Annotated in this window: 15 protein-coding genes; 8 read left to right on the forward strand and 7 right to left on the reverse strand. The window is 69.9% G+C overall.

What is annotated here, in order from left to right; genetic code table 11:
* Window positions 1-294: 294 nt before the first annotated feature.
* Window positions 295-912: a phosphoribosylanthranilate isomerase gene (locus DKM19_RS28100; RefSeq protein ID WP_110699635.1), complete on the reverse strand. Its 618-nt coding sequence runs from the start codon at window positions 910-912 to the stop codon at window positions 295-297.
* 101 nt (window positions 913-1,013) lie between these two features.
* Window positions 1,014-1,502 carry a helix-turn-helix domain-containing protein gene (locus DKM19_RS28105; RefSeq protein ID WP_110699637.1) on the reverse strand — a complete coding sequence of 163 codons (489 nt, stop codon included), beginning with the start codon at window positions 1,500-1,502 and terminating at the stop codon, window positions 1,014-1,016.
* Between the two features lie 151 nt (window positions 1,503-1,653).
* On the opposite strand from DKM19_RS28105, the gene DKM19_RS28110 reads away from it, so the two are divergent.
* The gene (locus tag DKM19_RS28110; protein ID WP_110699639.1) at window positions 1,654-2,364 is read left to right on the forward strand and encodes an SDR family oxidoreductase; all 711 of its coding nucleotides are present in this window, start codon (window positions 1,654-1,656) and stop codon (window positions 2,362-2,364) included.
* A gap of 80 nt (window positions 2,365-2,444) precedes the next feature.
* On the opposite strand, the gene DKM19_RS28115 is transcribed toward DKM19_RS28110, so the two are convergent.
* Entirely contained in the window at window positions 2,445-3,161 is a 717-nt protein-coding gene (locus DKM19_RS28115; RefSeq protein ID WP_110699641.1) for an SDR family oxidoreductase, read from the reverse strand.
* Window positions 3,162-3,234: 73 nt separating this feature from the next.
* On the opposite strand from DKM19_RS28115, the gene DKM19_RS28120 reads away from it, so the two are divergent.
* Window positions 3,235-4,032, forward strand: coding sequence for a helix-turn-helix transcriptional regulator (locus tag DKM19_RS28120; protein ID WP_110699643.1), 798 nt, complete (start codon window positions 3,235-3,237; stop codon window positions 4,030-4,032).
* Between the two features lie 26 nt (window positions 4,033-4,058).
* On the forward strand, window positions 4,059-4,238 hold the full coding sequence (locus DKM19_RS49850; RefSeq protein WP_162641831.1) for a hypothetical protein: 180 nt from the start codon (window positions 4,059-4,061) through the stop codon (window positions 4,236-4,238).
* 168 nt (window positions 4,239-4,406) lie between these two features.
* Here DKM19_RS49850 and DKM19_RS28125 read toward each other — a convergent pair whose 3' ends face one another.
* Window positions 4,407-5,624: a cellulose binding domain-containing protein gene (locus DKM19_RS28125; RefSeq protein WP_110699645.1), complete on the reverse strand. Its 1,218-nt coding sequence runs from the start codon at window positions 5,622-5,624 to the stop codon at window positions 4,407-4,409.
* A gap of 460 nt (window positions 5,625-6,084) precedes the next feature.
* Here DKM19_RS28125 and DKM19_RS28130 point away from each other — a divergent pair, with 460 nt between their 5' ends.
* Window positions 6,085-7,344 carry a hypothetical protein gene (locus DKM19_RS28130; RefSeq protein WP_110699647.1) on the forward strand — a complete coding sequence of 420 codons (1,260 nt, stop codon included), beginning with the start codon at window positions 6,085-6,087 and terminating at the stop codon, window positions 7,342-7,344.
* A gap of 44 nt (window positions 7,345-7,388) precedes the next feature.
* On the opposite strand, the gene DKM19_RS51015 is transcribed toward DKM19_RS28130, so the two are convergent.
* The 3 genes from DKM19_RS51015 to DKM19_RS28145 all read right to left on the reverse strand — a co-directional run bounded on the left by DKM19_RS51015 (window position 7,389) and on the right by DKM19_RS28145 (window position 11,911).
* Window positions 7,389-8,357, reverse strand: coding sequence for a hypothetical protein (locus DKM19_RS51015; protein WP_204358276.1), 969 nt, complete (start codon window positions 8,355-8,357; stop codon window positions 7,389-7,391).
* 285 nt (window positions 8,358-8,642) lie between these two features.
* Complete coding sequence (locus DKM19_RS28140) at window positions 8,643-11,366, reverse strand: M48 family metalloprotease (protein ID WP_110699649.1); 2,724 nt, start codon at window positions 11,364-11,366, stop codon at window positions 8,643-8,645.
* A 2-nt stretch (window positions 11,367-11,368) separates the two neighbouring features.
* The gene (locus tag DKM19_RS28145) at window positions 11,369-11,911 is read right to left on the reverse strand and encodes a hypothetical protein (protein WP_110699651.1); all 543 of its coding nucleotides are present in this window, start codon (window positions 11,909-11,911) and stop codon (window positions 11,369-11,371) included.
* A gap of 224 nt (window positions 11,912-12,135) precedes the next feature.
* On the opposite strand from DKM19_RS28145, the gene DKM19_RS28150 reads away from it, so the two are divergent.
* From DKM19_RS28150 to DKM19_RS28165, 4 genes are all read left to right on the forward strand, one after another.
* Complete coding sequence (locus DKM19_RS28150) at window positions 12,136-13,035, forward strand: SMP-30/gluconolactonase/LRE family protein (protein WP_162641832.1); 900 nt, start codon at window positions 12,136-12,138, stop codon at window positions 13,033-13,035.
* A gap of 309 nt (window positions 13,036-13,344) precedes the next feature.
* Entirely contained in the window at window positions 13,345-13,524 is a 180-nt protein-coding gene (locus tag DKM19_RS28155; protein ID WP_162641834.1) for a hypothetical protein, read from the forward strand.
* 155 nt (window positions 13,525-13,679) lie between these two features.
* A complete protein-coding gene (locus DKM19_RS28160; protein ID WP_162641835.1) occupies window positions 13,680-15,161 on the forward strand; it encodes a serine/threonine-protein kinase in 1,482 nt (493 codons plus the stop codon).
* Between the two features lie 2 nt (window positions 15,162-15,163).
* Complete coding sequence (locus tag DKM19_RS28165; RefSeq protein ID WP_162641837.1) at window positions 15,164-16,555, forward strand: serine/threonine-protein kinase; 1,392 nt, start codon at window positions 15,164-15,166, stop codon at window positions 16,553-16,555.
* The last annotated feature ends 3 nt before the right edge of the window (window positions 16,556-16,558 follow it).

Below are 16,558 nucleotides of genomic sequence, written 5' to 3' on the forward strand. Positions count from 1 at the left end.
GTTGACATCCAGCGGCAGGATGGCCACGCCTCGGCGGCGGGCATCGGCCAAGATCGGTCTTTTGGGGTACCGGCCAGGGTCATGTGTGAGAAGCCCGGCGTAGAAAGCGGCCGGATGGTGGGTCTTCAGCCACGCCGACTGCAGGGTGGGCTGGGCGAACGCCGCGGTGTGCGCCTTGGCGAACCCGAACGCACCGAACGCGGCGAACGTTCACCAGATCTCGTCGACGACCGCGCACTCGTAGCCGCGCGCGGTGGCCGCGCCCCGGATGACGGCGCCTCGCGACGAGACCGTTCACCGATGTGACGACCGCACCCCACCGGAGGCCGCGCGGGCGGCGGTGACAAAATCCCTGATGAGACCCGCGTCCTTCACCCCGGGCGCGATCTCCACGCCGCTCGACACATCCACCCCCCAGGGCTCGGCGGCGGCGATCGCCGCGGCCACGTTCGACGGGTCCAGGCCTCCCGCCAGCATCCAGCGACCCTCCGGACGCCCACGCACCGCCGCCCAGTCCCACGGCTCCCCCGAGCCCGGCCTGGGCGCGTCGACGATGAGCAGGTCCTCGTCGAAGGCGCCGCAGCGCAGGTCGGTGCTCGCGGCGCCGGCGCGGACCAGCGCGACGTCGAGGTCCTTCAACGCGGTGAAGTCTCCATGCGGGTGGTCACCGTGCAGCTGGACGGCACGCACCCCGGCCTCCAGCGCGGCCGCCCGGACCTCCTCGGGAGCCTCGCCGGCGAACACCGCCACGGTCAGCACGTGCGAGGGCACCGCCGAGGCCAGTTCGCGCGCACGCGCGGGGCTGATCCGCCGGGAGCTCCTGGTGAGGACGAAGCCGATCGCGTCGGCACCCGCCTCGACGGCGGCGGCGACATGCTCGGGCTCGCGCAGCCCGCAGATCTTCACATACATCCCGCCTACGCTAGCCGCGTTTTCGCCGGGACCGATCCTTCGGCGAGGATCTCACCGGCCCGCGTCCGGGAGGCGGCGGATCCGTCGCGGGGAAGGTACGGTCACTCGTCTCCGGACGCCGACCTGACGGGGGCGACGGCGCTGGGGTAGACGAACTCGACGTCCTCCTGGGGCACGGGCGCACCGCTGTCGTCGACGAACGCGACGCGCACCGGACGCCCGGAGGACCGGCTGCGATGCGGCATGGAGAGACCGTCCTCGTGGGGCCGGTTGGCGTCGCCCCACTGCTGCAGCGAGGCGAGCACCATCGTCAGCTCTCTGCCCGCCGGAGTCAGGTGATAGTCGTGGCGGAGCCGCGCCCCGGCCTCCTGATAGGGACGGCGCTCCATGACGCCGGCCTCGACCAGGGTGTTCAACCGGTTGGTGAGGAGGTCGGAGGCGATGCCCAGAGAGTCACGGAAGTCGGCGAACCGGGTGCGGCCGGCGAAGGCCTCCCTGACGATCAGCAGCGTCCACCGTTCGCCGAGCACTTGCAGGCTCCGGGCGATGGAGCACCGCGGCTCGGGCGGACGGTCCGTTTTCGTCGGCATGAGCCCAGTCTATGCGAAATTGGAATTTCCAACCCAGGATGCTAAGTTGGAAATAACAACCCACGAGTGGCGGGGTTGTCCGTACGACACCGCAGAACGGGAACCGTGCCGCGGTGTCGTCCTCGCCCACCTCCTATCCATAAGGAAAATCATGCAGATCAACGGTGCTGTGGCCCTCGTCAGCGGCGGCAATCGCGGGCTCGGCGAGCAGTTCGTCCAGGCATTGCTCGAGCGCGGCGCGTCAAAGGTCTACGCGGCCGCACGCAACCCCGACACGATCACCACGCCGGGGGTGGTGCGCGTCGCGCTCGACGTCACCGACCCCGCGTCCGTACGCGCGGCGGCCGATCTGGCGCAGGACGTCACCCTGCTGATCAACAATGCCGGAAGCTCCACCCGCGCCGGTCTTCCCGACGGCGACGTCGACGACTTCCGGCTTGAGATGGAGACCCACTTCTTCGGTACGCTCGCCATGAGCCGGGCCTTCGCGCCCTCCCTGGCCCGCAACGGCGGCGGAGCCGTCCTCAACGTCCTGTCGGTGCTGTCCTGGCTCACGTTCCCCGGCAGCGCGGCCTACTCCGCGGCCAAGTCGGCGGCCTGGTCTCTCACCAACGCCCTGCGCGTGCAGCTCGCCGAGCAGAAGACCTCGGTCACCGGGCTGTACGTCGGATACATGGACACCGACATGGCCGCGCACGTCGACGGGCCCAAGTCCAACCCCGCGACGGTCGCCCAGGCCGCTCTCGACGGCGTCGAAGCCGGGCGGTACGAGATCCTCGCCGACGCGACCACCGTGAACGTCAGGGCCGCGCTCTCCGGCGACCTCACCGCGCTCTACCCGCAACTGGCCGCGGCGCTCTGAAACGACCTAGTGGCCCATCTCTGACGGTCGCCACCGGATTCGCACCGGAACCGGCTTTACGGTCCCGGCCCTGGCCATACTTACCACGGCAAGGTGGTTCCGTCCCAGGAGAAGAACTGGCCGGTGGGGCCGTCGTCGGGCAACAGGGCCAGCCTGACGGCTCCGGCCGCGCCCTCGGCGGGATCTTCGCCGTCGGCGGCGGCTCGCCCGTTGAGGTCGGTCGCCCGGAGGCCGGGGGCCAGGGCATTCACTTTGAACCCTTCGGCTGCGAGCGTCTGGGCGTAGAAGAGCGTCAGCGCGTTGAGGGCGGACTTGGACGAGCGGTACGCCGCGGCGTTGCCGGCCGAGATGGCGAACGAATGCTCCGGGTTCGAGCTCCAGGTCAGCGACCCGGTCCCGCTGGAGACGTTCACGATGCGGGGTCGTGCGGAGCGGCGCAGCGCCGGTAGGAAGGCGTTGGTGACCGTGAGGACGCCGAAGAGGTTCGTCTCATAAGTACGGCGGAAGCTGTCGATGTCAGTCTCGGTCGCAGGCCGGCCGTCGACCATGATGCCGGCATTGTTGACCAGGATGTCCAGGTTCTCGATCTGCTGGGTGGCCCTGGCCACGCTCTTGTCGTCGGTGACGTCGAGGATCAGCAGCCGGGCGTTGCCGCCGATCTCCTCGACGGCCCGCTCTCCCCGATCGGCGTCGCGCGAGCCGACGTAGACGGTCAGGCCGGCGGCGGCGAACTGCCGGGCGATCTCCTTGCCGATGCCCTTGTTGGCACCCGTGACCAGTGCTGTGAAATGGTTCATGACATCTACGTTTTCGTAGCGGCATCGCCCTATCCAGGGACAACCGATCCCTGGCAGCTGGAAGGAAGCACCTGTGGCAAGGCAGGATCTGGCCGGTTTCCTGCGCGATCGGCGGGAGAAGCTGCGTCCCGCCGACGTCGGCCTGCACGCGGACAAGCGCCGTCGAACCCCCGGTCTGCGCCGGGAGGAGGTCGCCGATCTGGCCCACATGTCCGTCGACTACTACGCCCGCCTCGAACAGGCTCGGGGTCCGCGCCCCTCACCACGAATCCTGGACGCCCTCACCGGTGCGCTCCGGCTCACCCCAGCTGAGCGAACCCACCTGTTCCAGCTGGCCGGCACGAGCCCGACGCCGCCCGCGGGTCCGGTTCGCCAGGTCCGCCCCCACGTGGCGGACCTGCTGCGCCGCATCCCCGACACGGCCGCCATCGTGACCGACGCCACCTACGGCGTCATCGCCGGAAACCCGCTCGCGTACGCCCTGCTGGGAGACCTCGGCGCGGAGCCGAACCTGGCCCGCCGGCGGTTCCTCGGCCACCATTACGAGAGCTCGAGCTCCGAGGAGTTCGCCCACATCGTCGTCTCCCGGCTGCGCCGTGCCGTCGACCGTTATCCCCGCGACAAGACACTCGCCCGCCTGCTGGCAGAACTACGCACCGGTAGCGAGGAGTTCGTCCACATCTGGGACACCAACCCGGTGCACGATCCCGGCCACCGCGTCAAGTCCATCACCCACCCCCAGGTGGGCAGGCTGCGTCTGAACTGCGACGTGCTCGCGATCCCCAACGATGATCAACAGGTGGTCTTCATCACCGCGGACCCGGGCACTCCCGCCGCCCGAGCCCTGCGCCACCTGCTCCCCGCCGGCTGACCAGACGTCTCCACGGGGTGGTCGTCGTGCGCGCGCTCTTCGACCTGGGCAACACGCCGGTGAACTCGGACGAGGCGTTCAAGGCCCACCGTCATAGACGTCTGTCGGTTTCCCTCAACGGTGGCGCGCGTGGTCATGCCGTCACCATTGTCAATCGTCACAGTGATCCGCTTATGTCGCCCGCAGAGCCGGCGACGTGGTCCTGAAGGACGGGTGACCCTCGCGACAAGAGCGGAGCGATCGATGGATCGCCTTCCCGTCAAGCCCGCGAAACCCACGGCCTGACGGGATGGCGATCCACGGCGCGGATGACCCGGCGCCCCAGCGGGCCGGCTCGGCGGATCGGCGGCCCAGCAGCTCGGCAGCTCTACGGCTCAGCAGGCGATCGGCGAGGAGCCGAACGCGACGTCGTCGAACCACAGGGTGTCGGCCTCGCTGCCGTAGCTCTCCCAGCCAAGGCGCAGGGCGGCCGGGCGCGGCGGTGTCGTACGGCTCAGCCACTGGGAGTCGACGTCATGGGTACGCGTGCCGTCCAGATGCAGGCCGGCGACCTCCTGATTGTCAATCCAGGTGCTCATCTCCTGCTTGGTGGTGTCGATCTGGAAACGCAGGCAGACCCAGCGGCCGACGGGCAGCGGGGTGCTCAGCGCGACGCCCGCAGGGCTCTGCTCGGGGAGGGTGGCGTCATCCGACTCGCGATTCCACTGAAGGGCGCCGTTCTGGCCGCCGATCCGAAGATCCTTGCCCCCGTTGTTCGAGTCGGCCATGGTGATCATCGTGACGTGCGACTGGGGCAGCGCGGTGGTGTGCCGGACCCACATCCGCCCGTAGGCCACGGGGCCGACCGTGGAGACGTCACGGGTCGTGCCGACGAAGGCGTGGTTGCAGTATCCGCCTCCGCCGTTCACCCGGAGCGACTTGCTTCCGCTGTGGGCGACGGAGGCGTCGATGGTGGCCGTGCCCGAACCCTGGCAGTTGGGGGTGACCATCTGCCAGTCGCCCGTGGGCGTGGTGGTCGTCTGCTCGTCGAACCCCGAGCAGACCACGGCCCCCGAACAACCGGGCGTCGGCGTGGGGGTGACCGACGGAGTGGGGGTCGGCGTGGGAGTGACCGGGGGCGTGGGCGTAGGGGTGATCGGGGGTGTGGGAGTGGGAGTGGAGGAGCCGTTGCAGGCGAGGCCGTTGAGGGAGTAGTCCGACGGCACCGGGTTCGACGTTCCCCAGGTGCCCTGGAAGCCGAAGTCGGCGGCCGCACCCGTGGCCAGCGAACCGTTGTGCGCGACGTTCGCGGCCGTCACGACGGCCGCCGACTGGGTGACCTGCGCGTTCCACGCGGAGGTGACCCTCTGGTCGCCCCCGAACGTCCATCGCAACTGCCAGCTGGTGATCGCCGGGCCCAGGTTGGTGACCCTGAGCTGGGCGGTGAATCCGCCCGCCCACTGGTTCAGGGTGTAGGTCACGCCGCAGCGCGGGTCCGCGGCCGAGGCCATCCGGGGAACAAAAAGGACCGCGACGATCGCGGCCAGCGCGGCGACGGAGGCGAGCACCCGCCGGTTCACCGAGGATCGGGAGCTTGAGGCTGGAACGCTCATGGCATCACTCGCTTTCGTGGTAATGGGAGCGCTCCCACACATTCCTCGGCGACCGTCTGAGTGTCAAACAGCCTTCCCGCCCGCCGCGACGCCCCTCGCCCCGTCGTACGGTCTCTCCGGCGACCCGGCCGCCGTCGCCGCCCACGTGGACGGGCATCGCAGACGGCCTCGGAGCCCCTCGGCACGGTGCCGCCCACCCCCGTCGAGCGATCTCGGCCGCCCGGTTCAGCTGAAGCTTTCACGCAGCAAGGGGCCGCCACGATATCGAGTCCGGCACCGCCGGATTCGTCCCGGCATCAAGAGAGAACGCCCGGCGACCTTCGCCGGCCGCACCGTATCGGCGAGAGCGAACACGGAGCAGGCCTACGCCGTTGGACACGAACGGGGCATTCCGGTGGACAGAGACAGAGCGTTCCGGTAGTGATGATGATCTTCAATCCGTCTCTGATCGGAACCCTGCTTGTCCAAGCGCCTCGTAGCTCTCTGGTCGGCGGCGGTCGCGCTGCCCGTGCTGCCCTCGGCCGTCAACCTCGCCCATGGCCGGCCGCTCTGGATCGACGGTGATTCGACGAGCAACGCCTTCCTCGCCTTCACGACAGGTGGGCTACTGACGCTCTGGACGATTTTCAGCCTTGTCGTCGGAGCGGGCGGGATGGTCGCCCTCGTCCTGCTCACGGTCGCCCTGCGCCGGAGACGGTGGGTCATCCTTGTGAGCGCCGCGATCCTCCTGCTCGTGGCCATGATCGGCGTCCTCTCCGTCGTCCCGATCTCGAGGACGGCGGCCCGCCTCCTGGACGGCTCGGCCGGCGTTACGGCGGGCGGTCAGCCCGATTTCTACATGGGCGCCCTGGAGGGCAGCATCCGCATCCTGCCCTCGTCGATCAGTTGGACGGGCGAGGGCAGAGGCATATCCCCCCTGTGGTTCAGCGCCGCCTTCGCCGGATCCGCCGTGCTTCTCATCCTGTTGAGCCGGGCGATCCACCGGAGACGGCCCGACGCCATGGGCGTACCGCGACGTCCCGCGCCCCTCCCCGTTCGATGGCGGGCATCCCTGACGCTGTGGACGGCGGCTCTTATTCTGGTCTGCGCCCCCTACGGATTTCTCCTGTTCGCGGCGGAGACCGTCGAGTACGGCATGACCCCCTACCTCGTCGATGCATGCCCGGGATTCCAGCTGTACGCCGTTGCCGTCATGTACGTCTCGCCGCTGTTCCTGCTGTCCGCGCCGCTGTTCATCGCGATCGGGTTCGGCGTGTGGACGCTGCTGGCCCGTAGAGGACACGTGTGGTGGGGCCTCGCCGTCGGCTGGCTGTCCGTGATCCCGTTGACGCTGTACGGGACGATCATGTTCGGGATGGTCGGGCTGGACGGCGTCGTCGACCAGGGCTGTCAGGCCCCGTGGAACGAGTATCTCGATCCGCGTATGGCCGTCTGGCAGCTCTACAACCTGCTCGTCGCGGTCCTGGTGATCCTCGCGGTGCGGGTGCGCCGTGGCGGCCCGCCGTACAGGAGCAGGACTTCTCGTACGGTTGCCGCGCTGGCCGCCGGCGTGCTGCTCCTCACCGTGATGCGAACGGACACCGTACCGGGAAAGATCACCTCGGTCCCGTCGGAGACATGTGGGGCCTGGGACACGCATGGCCTCCCCGGCGAACAACCGGTGCCCGCGGAGTGGGAGATCGCCTACGCCTGCGCGACCCGGCAGTCGCCGATGCCCTGACGGAGGACGGAACGGGCTCCCGCACGGCCGGCTGGAATCGAACGTCAGCGGGACCCGAGGTCGAACGGATCCCAGTCGGTGGCGTAGCGCAGCAGGGACCCGGCGAGATCCTCGTTCTGGCCGACCCACACGTCGTCGAACAGGAACCACTGCTGGTGGCCGAAGAAGCCGTGCATGTGGATCGACATCTGCGCCAGATGCGCGCCGCTTCTCAGAAGCGTCCTGCTCGGGTCGCGCCCGTTGTCCGGCTCGCCGTTCCGCAGGGCTCGCATGGCGAACTCGTGGGCGGCGTGATGCCCGCCGGTGATTTCGGGCGTCGACGCCTCGTAGGAGGGCCAGTGGTTGCATCGGCCGAGCGCCGGGCCGAGGTCGTCGTCCTCCGGAGCCACCAGGGCGCGGAGCACGAGCAGCTCCCCCGGCCATTCCTTCGGGCCCGGCGTCGTGGCGCGCAGGTGCGCCGCCAGGTCCGGCAGCCGGACCCCGGGAAAGACGAACGGAGGTTGCCAGCAGATGCTGTCGCTGTCGTAGAAGGTCAGCAGGACCGCGTGGGTCATCCCCTCGCCGTCCGGAGACGGGGCTCCGGGAGCGTCGGGGAGCGGCCAGTCGTCGTGCAGCAGGTAGGCGACGGCGTCCGGGCGGGCGGCCACGAGGGTGTCGTCGAAGAAGAAGTAGGGCAGCTCCACCTCGTCGTCATCGGTGTGGACCCGGACGCTGTGCTCGTCGACCCGTAGGTCTCCTTCGAAGTAGAGGTGTTCCCGGAGGAGGTCTCGTAGCTCCTGCCAGCTGTTCGGGGCGGGCAGACCGTGTTCGCGAGCCCGCTCGAAGAGTGTGTGCAGGCCGTAGACGTCTCCGCCCAGCTCCGTCTGGATCCAGGCGGTCGCGTCCCACCGCCCGTCGTCCGCCACGGCCGCCCACGCCCGGCGGAACCAGTCGAGCACGGTGGCGTCGGGCAGGCGCCGGACCCGCTTGCTGAGCGGACCTTCGTAGTGGGTGCGGTAGACGAAGTAACTCATGTCCGCAACCTTTCAGACGCCTCCGACAGTTCCCATGTGCGGGCCGGCCCGGAGCGGCCGAGGCGCGACCCTCGCGCCGAATATCTCGCTGATCACCCGATCCGCCGCCTCCGCGCCGGAGGTCTCATGATCACCTGGTCTGCCGTACGACGCCGGGGATCCCCGCCCGAGGGGCCGTCGCGACCGCACGCGCGAGAACTGCCACGACCGCACGCGCGGGAACCGTCGCGACCGCACGCCCGAGAGACCGTCGCGACCGCATGAGCGGGGAACCGTCGCCGGAGGCTATCTGACGGGAACCACGCCAAAGGCCATGCAGATGTTTCTCAGCGCGCTGTTGGCGTCGACCGCCCGCGCGTAGTCGCCGGCCAGCAGAGCGGCGGCGCCTTCACGGCCCATGGCCTGGGCGATGGGATCCCGCGTCGCCATGGCGTATCCGGCGCCCCTGGCCACACCGATGACCATGCCGGGGCCGAAGGCGTCGGAGAGCGCCACCTCGGCGGTGACCGAACCGGCGGCGACGCAGGCCTGGACCGGGAGCAGGGGGCCCTTCGGGACCGCGTCGAGCTCGCGGGTCACCACGGCCCGATCGACGGCGACCCGTTCCCCCTGGGTTCCGGCGACCGCGGCGATGGCCAGGTAGCCGAAGAGGGTCACGGCCAGGGCGGTGGGGACGAGTGCCAGGAGCGCGCTGACCGGACGACGGGTGATGCCGTCCGGCGGATCCGATCCCCAGGGGCTGAGACTCCCGGTGGGCCCGGTGGACAGCGCCTGCGTCCCGCTTCGCAGCGCGCTGCCCGCCCACGCGGCGGCGGTGCCCGCGAGGATCAGTACGGCGAAGCCGATCGTGAATATCGGCCCGCTCCGCGACAGGTCGAGGTGGTCGGGTAGGGGCGCCAGGCACGACCACATCCCCTCGGCCCCGCACGCGGCCGCCGAGAGGTGTGCGAAGGCCAGCGGCACGATGCCGAAGACGGCCAGCAACATGAGAAGTCCGGCCCCCGCGACGGCCGACGACGTGTTGCCGCGGCCCCCGGCGACGAGGCCGAAGCAGAACGCGCCGAGCACCGCCACGGCCAGTCCCGCGACAAGAACGGGCATGAAAACGCCGATCATGACGGCCGGTGTGACGGTGCCGCCGAACGGTACGCGGCCGAGAACCGCGTGAAGCCGGGCGTAGAAGGGGATCATTCCCGCGGCGTACACCAGGACGATCGTCAGCGCGGTGATGTTGACGGCGGGCAGCGGCACGCGCGGGGCGGCCAGCCGGCTCGGTGGCGCGTCCCGCCAGATGGCTGCCGGAGGCCGGGGCGGCAGGCCGCGACGGGCGGCCCAACCGGCCAGCGGGAAAGCGCAGGCCAGTAACACGCAGAGCTGCAGGGCCGGGTTGAGGGTCGTGCTGAACAGGCTGACCCAGAGCAGGTTCCAGGTGGGCGCGCCGTCTGTCATCAACTCGATGACGCCGAACCAGAAGCTCAGCCACGATCCGAAGATCAGCGCTGACTGTATGGAGCCGATCAGCGCGGCCGAGCGGACCCGCCGGGCGAGTGGCAGCCAGACGGTCGCGCAGAGCAACGCCCATCTGAGCATGAGCTGGAAGAGCACCGCGAGCAGTACGGCCAGCGCGACCGCTACGGCGGGGTTCGCCCCGAGGATGGCGGACCACGAACCGCTGGTGCCCAGCGGCGGGGCGACGAGCTGGCCACCCAGGACCCCGGCCGTCAGGGCCAGGGCCGCGAGCAGGGTGGACGGCGGGCGGGTGCGGGTGGCCCGCGCAAGCAGTCCGGCTCGCCACGCGGTGCCCGCGACCGCGCCGGTGGCCAGCGCGCCGAACACCAGCCCGACGACCAGGCGGTGGGCGTTGAACGAGGTTGAACCCGTACCCCAGATCATCGCCACGAGATGGACGCACGGCGAGTAGCCGAGCCCCACCAGCATGCCGGCGGCCGCCGGTTCCGCGACGCCGATCCGGAACAGCCGGGGCGCGCCGCCGAGGACGCTCATCCGCTCGTCGTCCCCCGGATGATAGGAGAGCAGCCCCCACCGGCGTTTCCCCGCGTCCGGCCGCCGGGGACGGAGTGCGCTCAGCAGCAGCCTCTCGCTCTCCGGGGTGGAGCCGCTCCGCAGGTCGGCGTAGTACTCCCTGGTTCTGAGCACCGAGGTGCGGGCGAGCCAGAGCAGGACGAGCATGGCGGCCAGCCGCCACGACAGGCTGGCGAACAGGACCGGCTCGATGATCGAGACCACCAGGGTGGGCAGGGCGACGACGAGCACGTACGCCCACCAGATCGCGAAGGCGAACGTGGTCAGACCGGCGTCCCTGTTGCGCAGGTGGGCGAGTTCGTGAGCGAGGACGACGTCCAGCCGGCCGGGATCGGTGTCGGCCTCGCGCAGGAGGCCGAGGTCGAGGATGATCCGGTAGCGGGGAGAGCGGCCGAACGTCCGGCCACTCGCCGTCGCGCGCAGGGTGGCGACGTACACCTCGGCCTTTGGGGCGACGGCCCGTACGGTCTCCTCGACGCGACGCACCACGGCGGCCATGCCCTCGTCCACCGCCAGCTGGGCGAGCGGCCGCGGGCGGGAGAGCATGACCAGGCGCGGGTGGACGAGGTAGATCGCCACAGCGGCGGCGACCAGCACGAGCACCATGCCGATCAGGACGAACCCGTTGCGTGCCGTGACGCCCCGGACGCATCCGATGTAGGCGGCCACCAGATCCCGGTCGGGAATTCTCCCCGCGGTGGCCCGCGTGGTGAGCGCGCAGCCGTACGGTGCCGCGTTCACACGGTTGGTGACGGAGACGAACCAGCCGAGCAGCGCCACGTACAGGTGAATCGAGCTGGTGACCGCGACCACGATCATCAGCAGGAACCGCGCGGTGGTCGCCGCGGGCAGGGCGAACGGGTCCAGCCTCGGCGGGGTCGCGACGGGCGGGGTCCATGTGGCGAGCCGGCCGTGCTCGTTCGCCGGGGCCGGCTCGCCCCGCGGAGGGCCTCCGATGGTGGCCACGGTCAGGACCCCTGGCCGGTGAGGGCCGCGGCGAGCAGGGTGTTCACCCGCTGGGCGTCCTCCTCGGTAAACCCGGCCTGGCGGACGATCTCTCCCGCCTGGCGGCCGATCGCCGCCGCCTCGATCGCGCTGAGCCGGGGCAGCCGCGTGTGCTCGCCCAGCGGGGCGGTGGCCGAGGTCAGCGCCCCCCGGCGACGCCGGTCCTGCCACCAGGAGCGGATCCTGCCGACCCGCTCGGTGGCCATGCCGGTGAGCACCTCGCAGGCCACGCCGTTGAGCAGGGTCAGGACCACGCCGAGGACGAGTTGCATGTCCTCGCCCGTGACAAACCCGGTGGGCTGGTCGCGTTCGCGGCCCCGTAGCGTCGCGCGGACCGCGCGCCTGCGGGCGACGGCATTGCCGAAGAAGTCCACGCAGGCCAACGGGAGGAAGCGCACATCCGCCGGGGCTATCTCGAGCAGGATGAGCCGGGCGGCCTCTTCGATGGTCGGCGGCGTCCGGCGCGTACTGCCGGCGTCGAGTTCGGGAGAGCCTGACTCGGGCATGTTTCTCCTCACCTGATTGGGAACTGGCCCCCGAAACAACCTCATGACGGCATATTTATCACTTCGCGAGCACTTGATCACGGTAAGTAGCTGAATTGCGGCGGCCCATCCCCCGCGCAGATCGCCGTCCGCAATCGGACCACTCACACGATCGGTCCGCGGGGCCAGGCGAAGGTTCTACATTATTTCCGTATCGCCACATTCGGTTCACCGGGAAGGTCGGGATGATCGACACCGTCAAGGCGCAGTTCGAGGTGCTGGACGACCGCTTCCGCCGCTGCAACGGCGACGATCGGATGGAACGCCTCCACACGGGCTGCCGCTGGACCGAGGGCCCGGCCTACTTCCCCGCCGGCCGCTACCTCCTCTTCAGCGACATCCCCAACGAACGCATCCTGCGCTGGGACGAGACCACCGGCGCGGTCGGGGTCTTCCGGCAGCCGTCCGGATACGCCAACGGCCACACCGTCGACCGTCGGGGCCGCCTGGTCAGCTGCGAGCACGGCAACCGCCGCGTCACCCGCACCGAGCACGACGGCTCCATCACCGTCCTGGCCGACCGGGTCGACGGCAGGCGGTTCAACAGCCCCAACGACGTGGTCGAGCACTCCGACGGTTCCATCTGGTTCACCGACCCCGACTACGGCATCAGCAGCGACTACGAGGGCAACCGGAGCGACAGTGAGACCGGTGGCTGCCACGTCTACCGGATCGACCCCGTCACCGGCCTGGCCCGCATCGTCGCCGACGACTTCGACCGCCCCAACGGCCTGGCGTTCTCCGCCGACGAACGTCACCTCTACATCGTCGACACCCCCGCCAAGCACATCCGCCGCTTCGACGTGGGCGACGACGGCGCCCTGTCCGGCGGTGAGGTGTTCGGCACCTGCGACGCCGGAGTCTTCGACGGCGTCCGCGTGGACAGCGCCGGACGGCTGTGGGCCGCCGCCCACGACGGCCTGCACTGCTTCGACCCCGACGGCACCCTGATCGGCAAACTGCGCGTCCCCGAGGTCGTCTCCAACCTCACCTTCGGGGGCGTCAAGCGCAACCACCTGTTCATCACCGCCACCGGCTCCGTGTATGCGCTGCGCGTCAACTTCACCGGCGTCCGTTACCCCTGAGCGATCGCGAAGAGAGCCATCACCGCACCGGCGAGAAGCAAACCGGCCGGAGCCGCACCGGCAATCAGGGCTCACATCGTGCTCAAGGGTGTTCCTCCCGTGAAACGGGGTGCCGCTGTTGCGGCGCCCCTGACATTAGAGGATTCACCGCGCCCTTCCGCGCAGGAATGCACACCACCCGACACGCACTATTACGGGCTACGGCCCCCACGCTGAATATCGCCGCTTCACATCGGCCCGCGTCCAGGAACGGCTTACGAGCCACACCGCCGGGTGCACGACACCGATGTGACGAACCGGTCATTTCGGATGCGCCGTACGCTGATCCACGTGTTGCCGAACGCTCGTGAACGGGGCAGGGGCGAGCGCGTCGCGGTGTTGGTGCGCGGCGGCATGATCGGCGAATCCCGCTCCTGGCGGGAGACCGGCCCGGCGCTCCTGGCGGGTCTCACCGCCGAGACCGGACTCGAGCTCTCCGACCTGGCATAACCTCCGGATTTCTTTCTCGATGCGCAGTCATCCATTTCATGGCCCGCGAATATGGTGCGCGAACGCGACCGGCCGGAATTTCGATATCGCCTTGTCATATCTGCGAGATCGATTGGCCTGGAATAATTGTCTATTCTTGCGGCATGGCCGAATCGATGGGGGCGAAGTTGGCCTCCCGATACCTTCTCCTTCGCCCGCTCGGTTCCGGCGGCATGGGCACCGTGTGGCTGGCGAGAGACGAGATACTCGACCGCGAGGTCGCCATCAAGGAAATGCGCATCCCGAAAGACATCGGCGAGCAGGAACGTGCCGAGCTGCTGGCCAGGGTCATGCGGGAGGCCGAGGTCATGGCGCGGCTACGTCACCCGGCGATCGTCGCCGTGCACGACGTGCTGATGGAAGACGGCAGGCCGTGGATCGTCATGGAACGGCTGCACGGCCGCAACCTCGACGACGAGCTGGCGGCCCACGGCCCGCAGTCTTCCGTTCGGGTGGCCCGGACCGGAGTGCGCCTTCTGGAGGCGCTGACCGCCGCGCACGCGCACGACGTGCAGCACCGTGACGTCAAACCCGGCAACGTGTTCCTGACCAATGACGACCGCGTCGTCCTCACCGACTTCGGCATCGCCCGCTCCCCTGACCAGTCCACGCTGACCGGCGAGAGCCAGGTCATCGGAACGCCCGGGTTCATCGCCCCCGAGCGCCTGTCCGGCGAGAGAGGCGGTCCCGCCTCGGACCTGTGGTCCCTGGGCGTGACGCTGTCCACCGCGCTGGAGGGAGTCCCGCCCTACGGCGGCTCTCCCGCGGACGCGATCCGGGCGACACTCACGCAAGATCCTCCCCCACCGCGCGTCGCCGGTCCGCTGGCGTCACTCCTGCGGTGGCTGATGGCCCGCGCACCCGAAGCGCGTCCGGACGCCGAGACCACGCTGAGGCTGCTGCGCCAGATCGCCGACGGTGAGTCACCGCACATCACGGCGCCCCAGACGGTTCGCCGCCGACCGCGCCGATGGACCCGGGCGGTGCTGGCGGCCGCAGCGGCGACGGTGGCCACCGTCACGGTCGTCGTATGGACCATGGAAAAGCCCGCACCGGCGGCCAAGCCGGTGTCACCGGTGTTCCACCAGGCCGTGGATCTCTGCGGCGTGCTGCCCGCGGGACAGGTCACCAAGCTCCTCGGCGCCCCGGCGGATGGGCGCGACGCCGACGAGGGCGGGTGCCAGTGGACGATCAGCGGGGCGGGACTGGACCTCTCCCCCATCACCGACTCCGACACTCCGGACCCGTGGTCGCTGACCGTCGAGTCCGCTCACACGCTCTACCTCGCCCTGGAAAGGCAGCAGAAATCCAGCCTCCGCGAAGGAAGCTGGATCTGGTACGAGATCGGGGTGGACAACAAGCAGGCCACGGTCCGTTCCGCTCCCCGCGTGGTCGCGGACGTGGGAGACGAGGCCTTCTCCTGGAACTCGGCCAACGTCAGGGGACAGGCGCGGATGAGCGCGATCACCTTCAGGCTCGGCAACCTGGTGGCGACCCTCACCTACGCCGACCTGGACTCCGACTCCGCCGACGCCCTTCGGCAGGGGGCCGTCGAGATGGCGCGGTCGGCCGTGGCCGAACTACGGAGCCTGGGCTGACCGTGGAGCTGCTGGCCGGACGCTACCGGCTCATGACGCCGCTGGGCGAAGGCGGCTTCGGCATGGTCTGGCAGGCCACCGACGAACTGCTGCGCCGCGAAGTGGCGATCAAGCAGGTGCGGATCCCACCGGGGCTCGGCGAACAGGGGCTGGCCGAGTTCACCGCCCGCTCGATCCGCGAGGCCAGGGCCGCCGGACGGCTCAGCCACCCGGCCATCGTGCGGATCCACGATGTGGTCACCCACGACGAGCGGCCCTGGATCGTCATGGATCTCGTTCCCGGCCACTCCCTCGACAAGCTGGTCCCGCTGCCCACCCGGCGCGTCGCCCAGATCGGGCTGGCCATTCTGGACGCCCTGTCGGTGGCGCACGCCCATGGAATCCTGCACCGTGACGTCAAGCCGGCGAACGTCCTCCTCGACGCGGACGGCCGCGCCATGCTCACGGACTTCGGCATCGCCGTGTCCTTCGGCGCGGAGAGCCCCGACGAGCGGAGCCTGGTCGGCTCGCCCGGCTACATCGCGCCGGAACGGTTCCGTCAGGAGAGCGTGGGGCCGTCGTCGGACCTGTGGTCGCTCGGCGCGACCCTTTACACGGCGGTCGAGGGCGAAGGGCCTTTTTCGCGGAAGCATCCCGAAGCGATCATCGCGGCCGTGATCCTGCACGAACCCCAGCCGATGGTCCGGGCCTCGCCCGAACTGGCCCGGCTCGTCCTCGCGCTGCTCGACAAGGATCCGGATCGACGGCCCACCACGGCGGCCACGCGGGAGGTGCTCACCCGGCTGGCCGCGGGACTCCAGACCACCGACCGGCCCGCGCGGCGCCTCGCACCCCGGAAGCCGATCCTCATCGGGGCGCTCATCGTGGCTCTGGTCGTTGCGGGCGGGCTGGGTGCCTGGTACCTCGCGTTCCAGAGGCCCGGCGGCTCGGAGGAGTCGCGGTTCTCCGTCGCCCCCGACCCGTGCCTGAGCCTCACCACCACCCAGGTCCAGCGGCTTCTCAGAACCGATGCCGACGGCCGCCCCGTCGATGGCGGCGGATGCCGGTGGGTGGAACTGCGGAGCGGCCACAACCTGTCGATCAACGTCACCTACCAGGTGTCACCCACCGGCCGGGATGACTTCGCCACCCAGCGCACGGTCCGCGAAAAACAGGCCGGAACCATCCCTGCCACCACCACGCAGGTCCGTGACCAGCCGGGGCTCGCGGATGAGGGATATGCGCGCGACACGGTCGAGGCCGGGACGGGGACGGTCTCGAGCACGATCTGGTTCCGGCGGAGCAACCTCATCGCCGAGGTCACCGCCAGGCAGACGGGCGACGCCTCGGCTCTGCCGGAGCTGGGCGAGACCGCTGTCCAGGCGGCGGCGTTCGTCGATGTCGCTCTTGGTTGAAAT

The organism is Streptosporangium sp. 'caverna' (assembly GCF_003203775.1).
GTDB lineage: Bacteria > Actinomycetota > Actinomycetes > Streptosporangiales > Streptosporangiaceae > Streptosporangium > Streptosporangium subroseum.

Excerpts from the sequence above, each read along its gene's own strand:
- DKM19_RS28110 (WP_110699639.1), top strand. The coding sequence starts at position 1,654 with ATGCAGATCAACGGTGCTGTGGCCCTCGTCAGCGGCGGCAATCGCGGG.
- DKM19_RS28150 (WP_162641832.1), top strand. The coding sequence starts at position 12,136 with ATGATCGACACCGTCAAGGCGCAGTTCGAGGTGCTGGACGACCGCTTC.
- DKM19_RS28155 (WP_162641834.1), top strand. The coding sequence starts at position 13,345 with ATGCGCCGTACGCTGATCCACGTGTTGCCGAACGCTCGTGAACGGGGC.
- DKM19_RS51015 (WP_204358276.1), bottom strand. The coding sequence starts at position 8,357 with ATGAGTTACTTCGTCTACCGCACCCACTACGAAGGTCCGCTCAGCAAG.
- DKM19_RS28115 (WP_110699641.1), bottom strand. The coding sequence starts at position 3,161 with ATGAACCATTTCACAGCACTGGTCACGGGTGCCAACAAGGGCATCGGC.
- DKM19_RS28145 (WP_110699651.1), bottom strand. The coding sequence starts at position 11,911 with ATGCCCGAGTCAGGCTCTCCCGAACTCGACGCCGGCAGTACGCGCCGG.
- DKM19_RS28100 (WP_110699635.1), bottom strand. The coding sequence starts at position 912 with ATGTATGTGAAGATCTGCGGGCTGCGCGAGCCCGAGCATGTCGCCGCC.
- DKM19_RS28160 (WP_162641835.1), top strand. The coding sequence starts at position 13,680 with ATGGGGGCGAAGTTGGCCTCCCGATACCTTCTCCTTCGCCCGCTCGGT.
- DKM19_RS28125 (WP_110699645.1), bottom strand. The coding sequence starts at position 5,624 with ATGAGCGTTCCAGCCTCAAGCTCCCGATCCTCGGTGAACCGGCGGGTG.
- DKM19_RS28105 (WP_110699637.1), bottom strand. The coding sequence starts at position 1,502 with ATGCCGACGAAAACGGACCGTCCGCCCGAGCCGCGGTGCTCCATCGCC.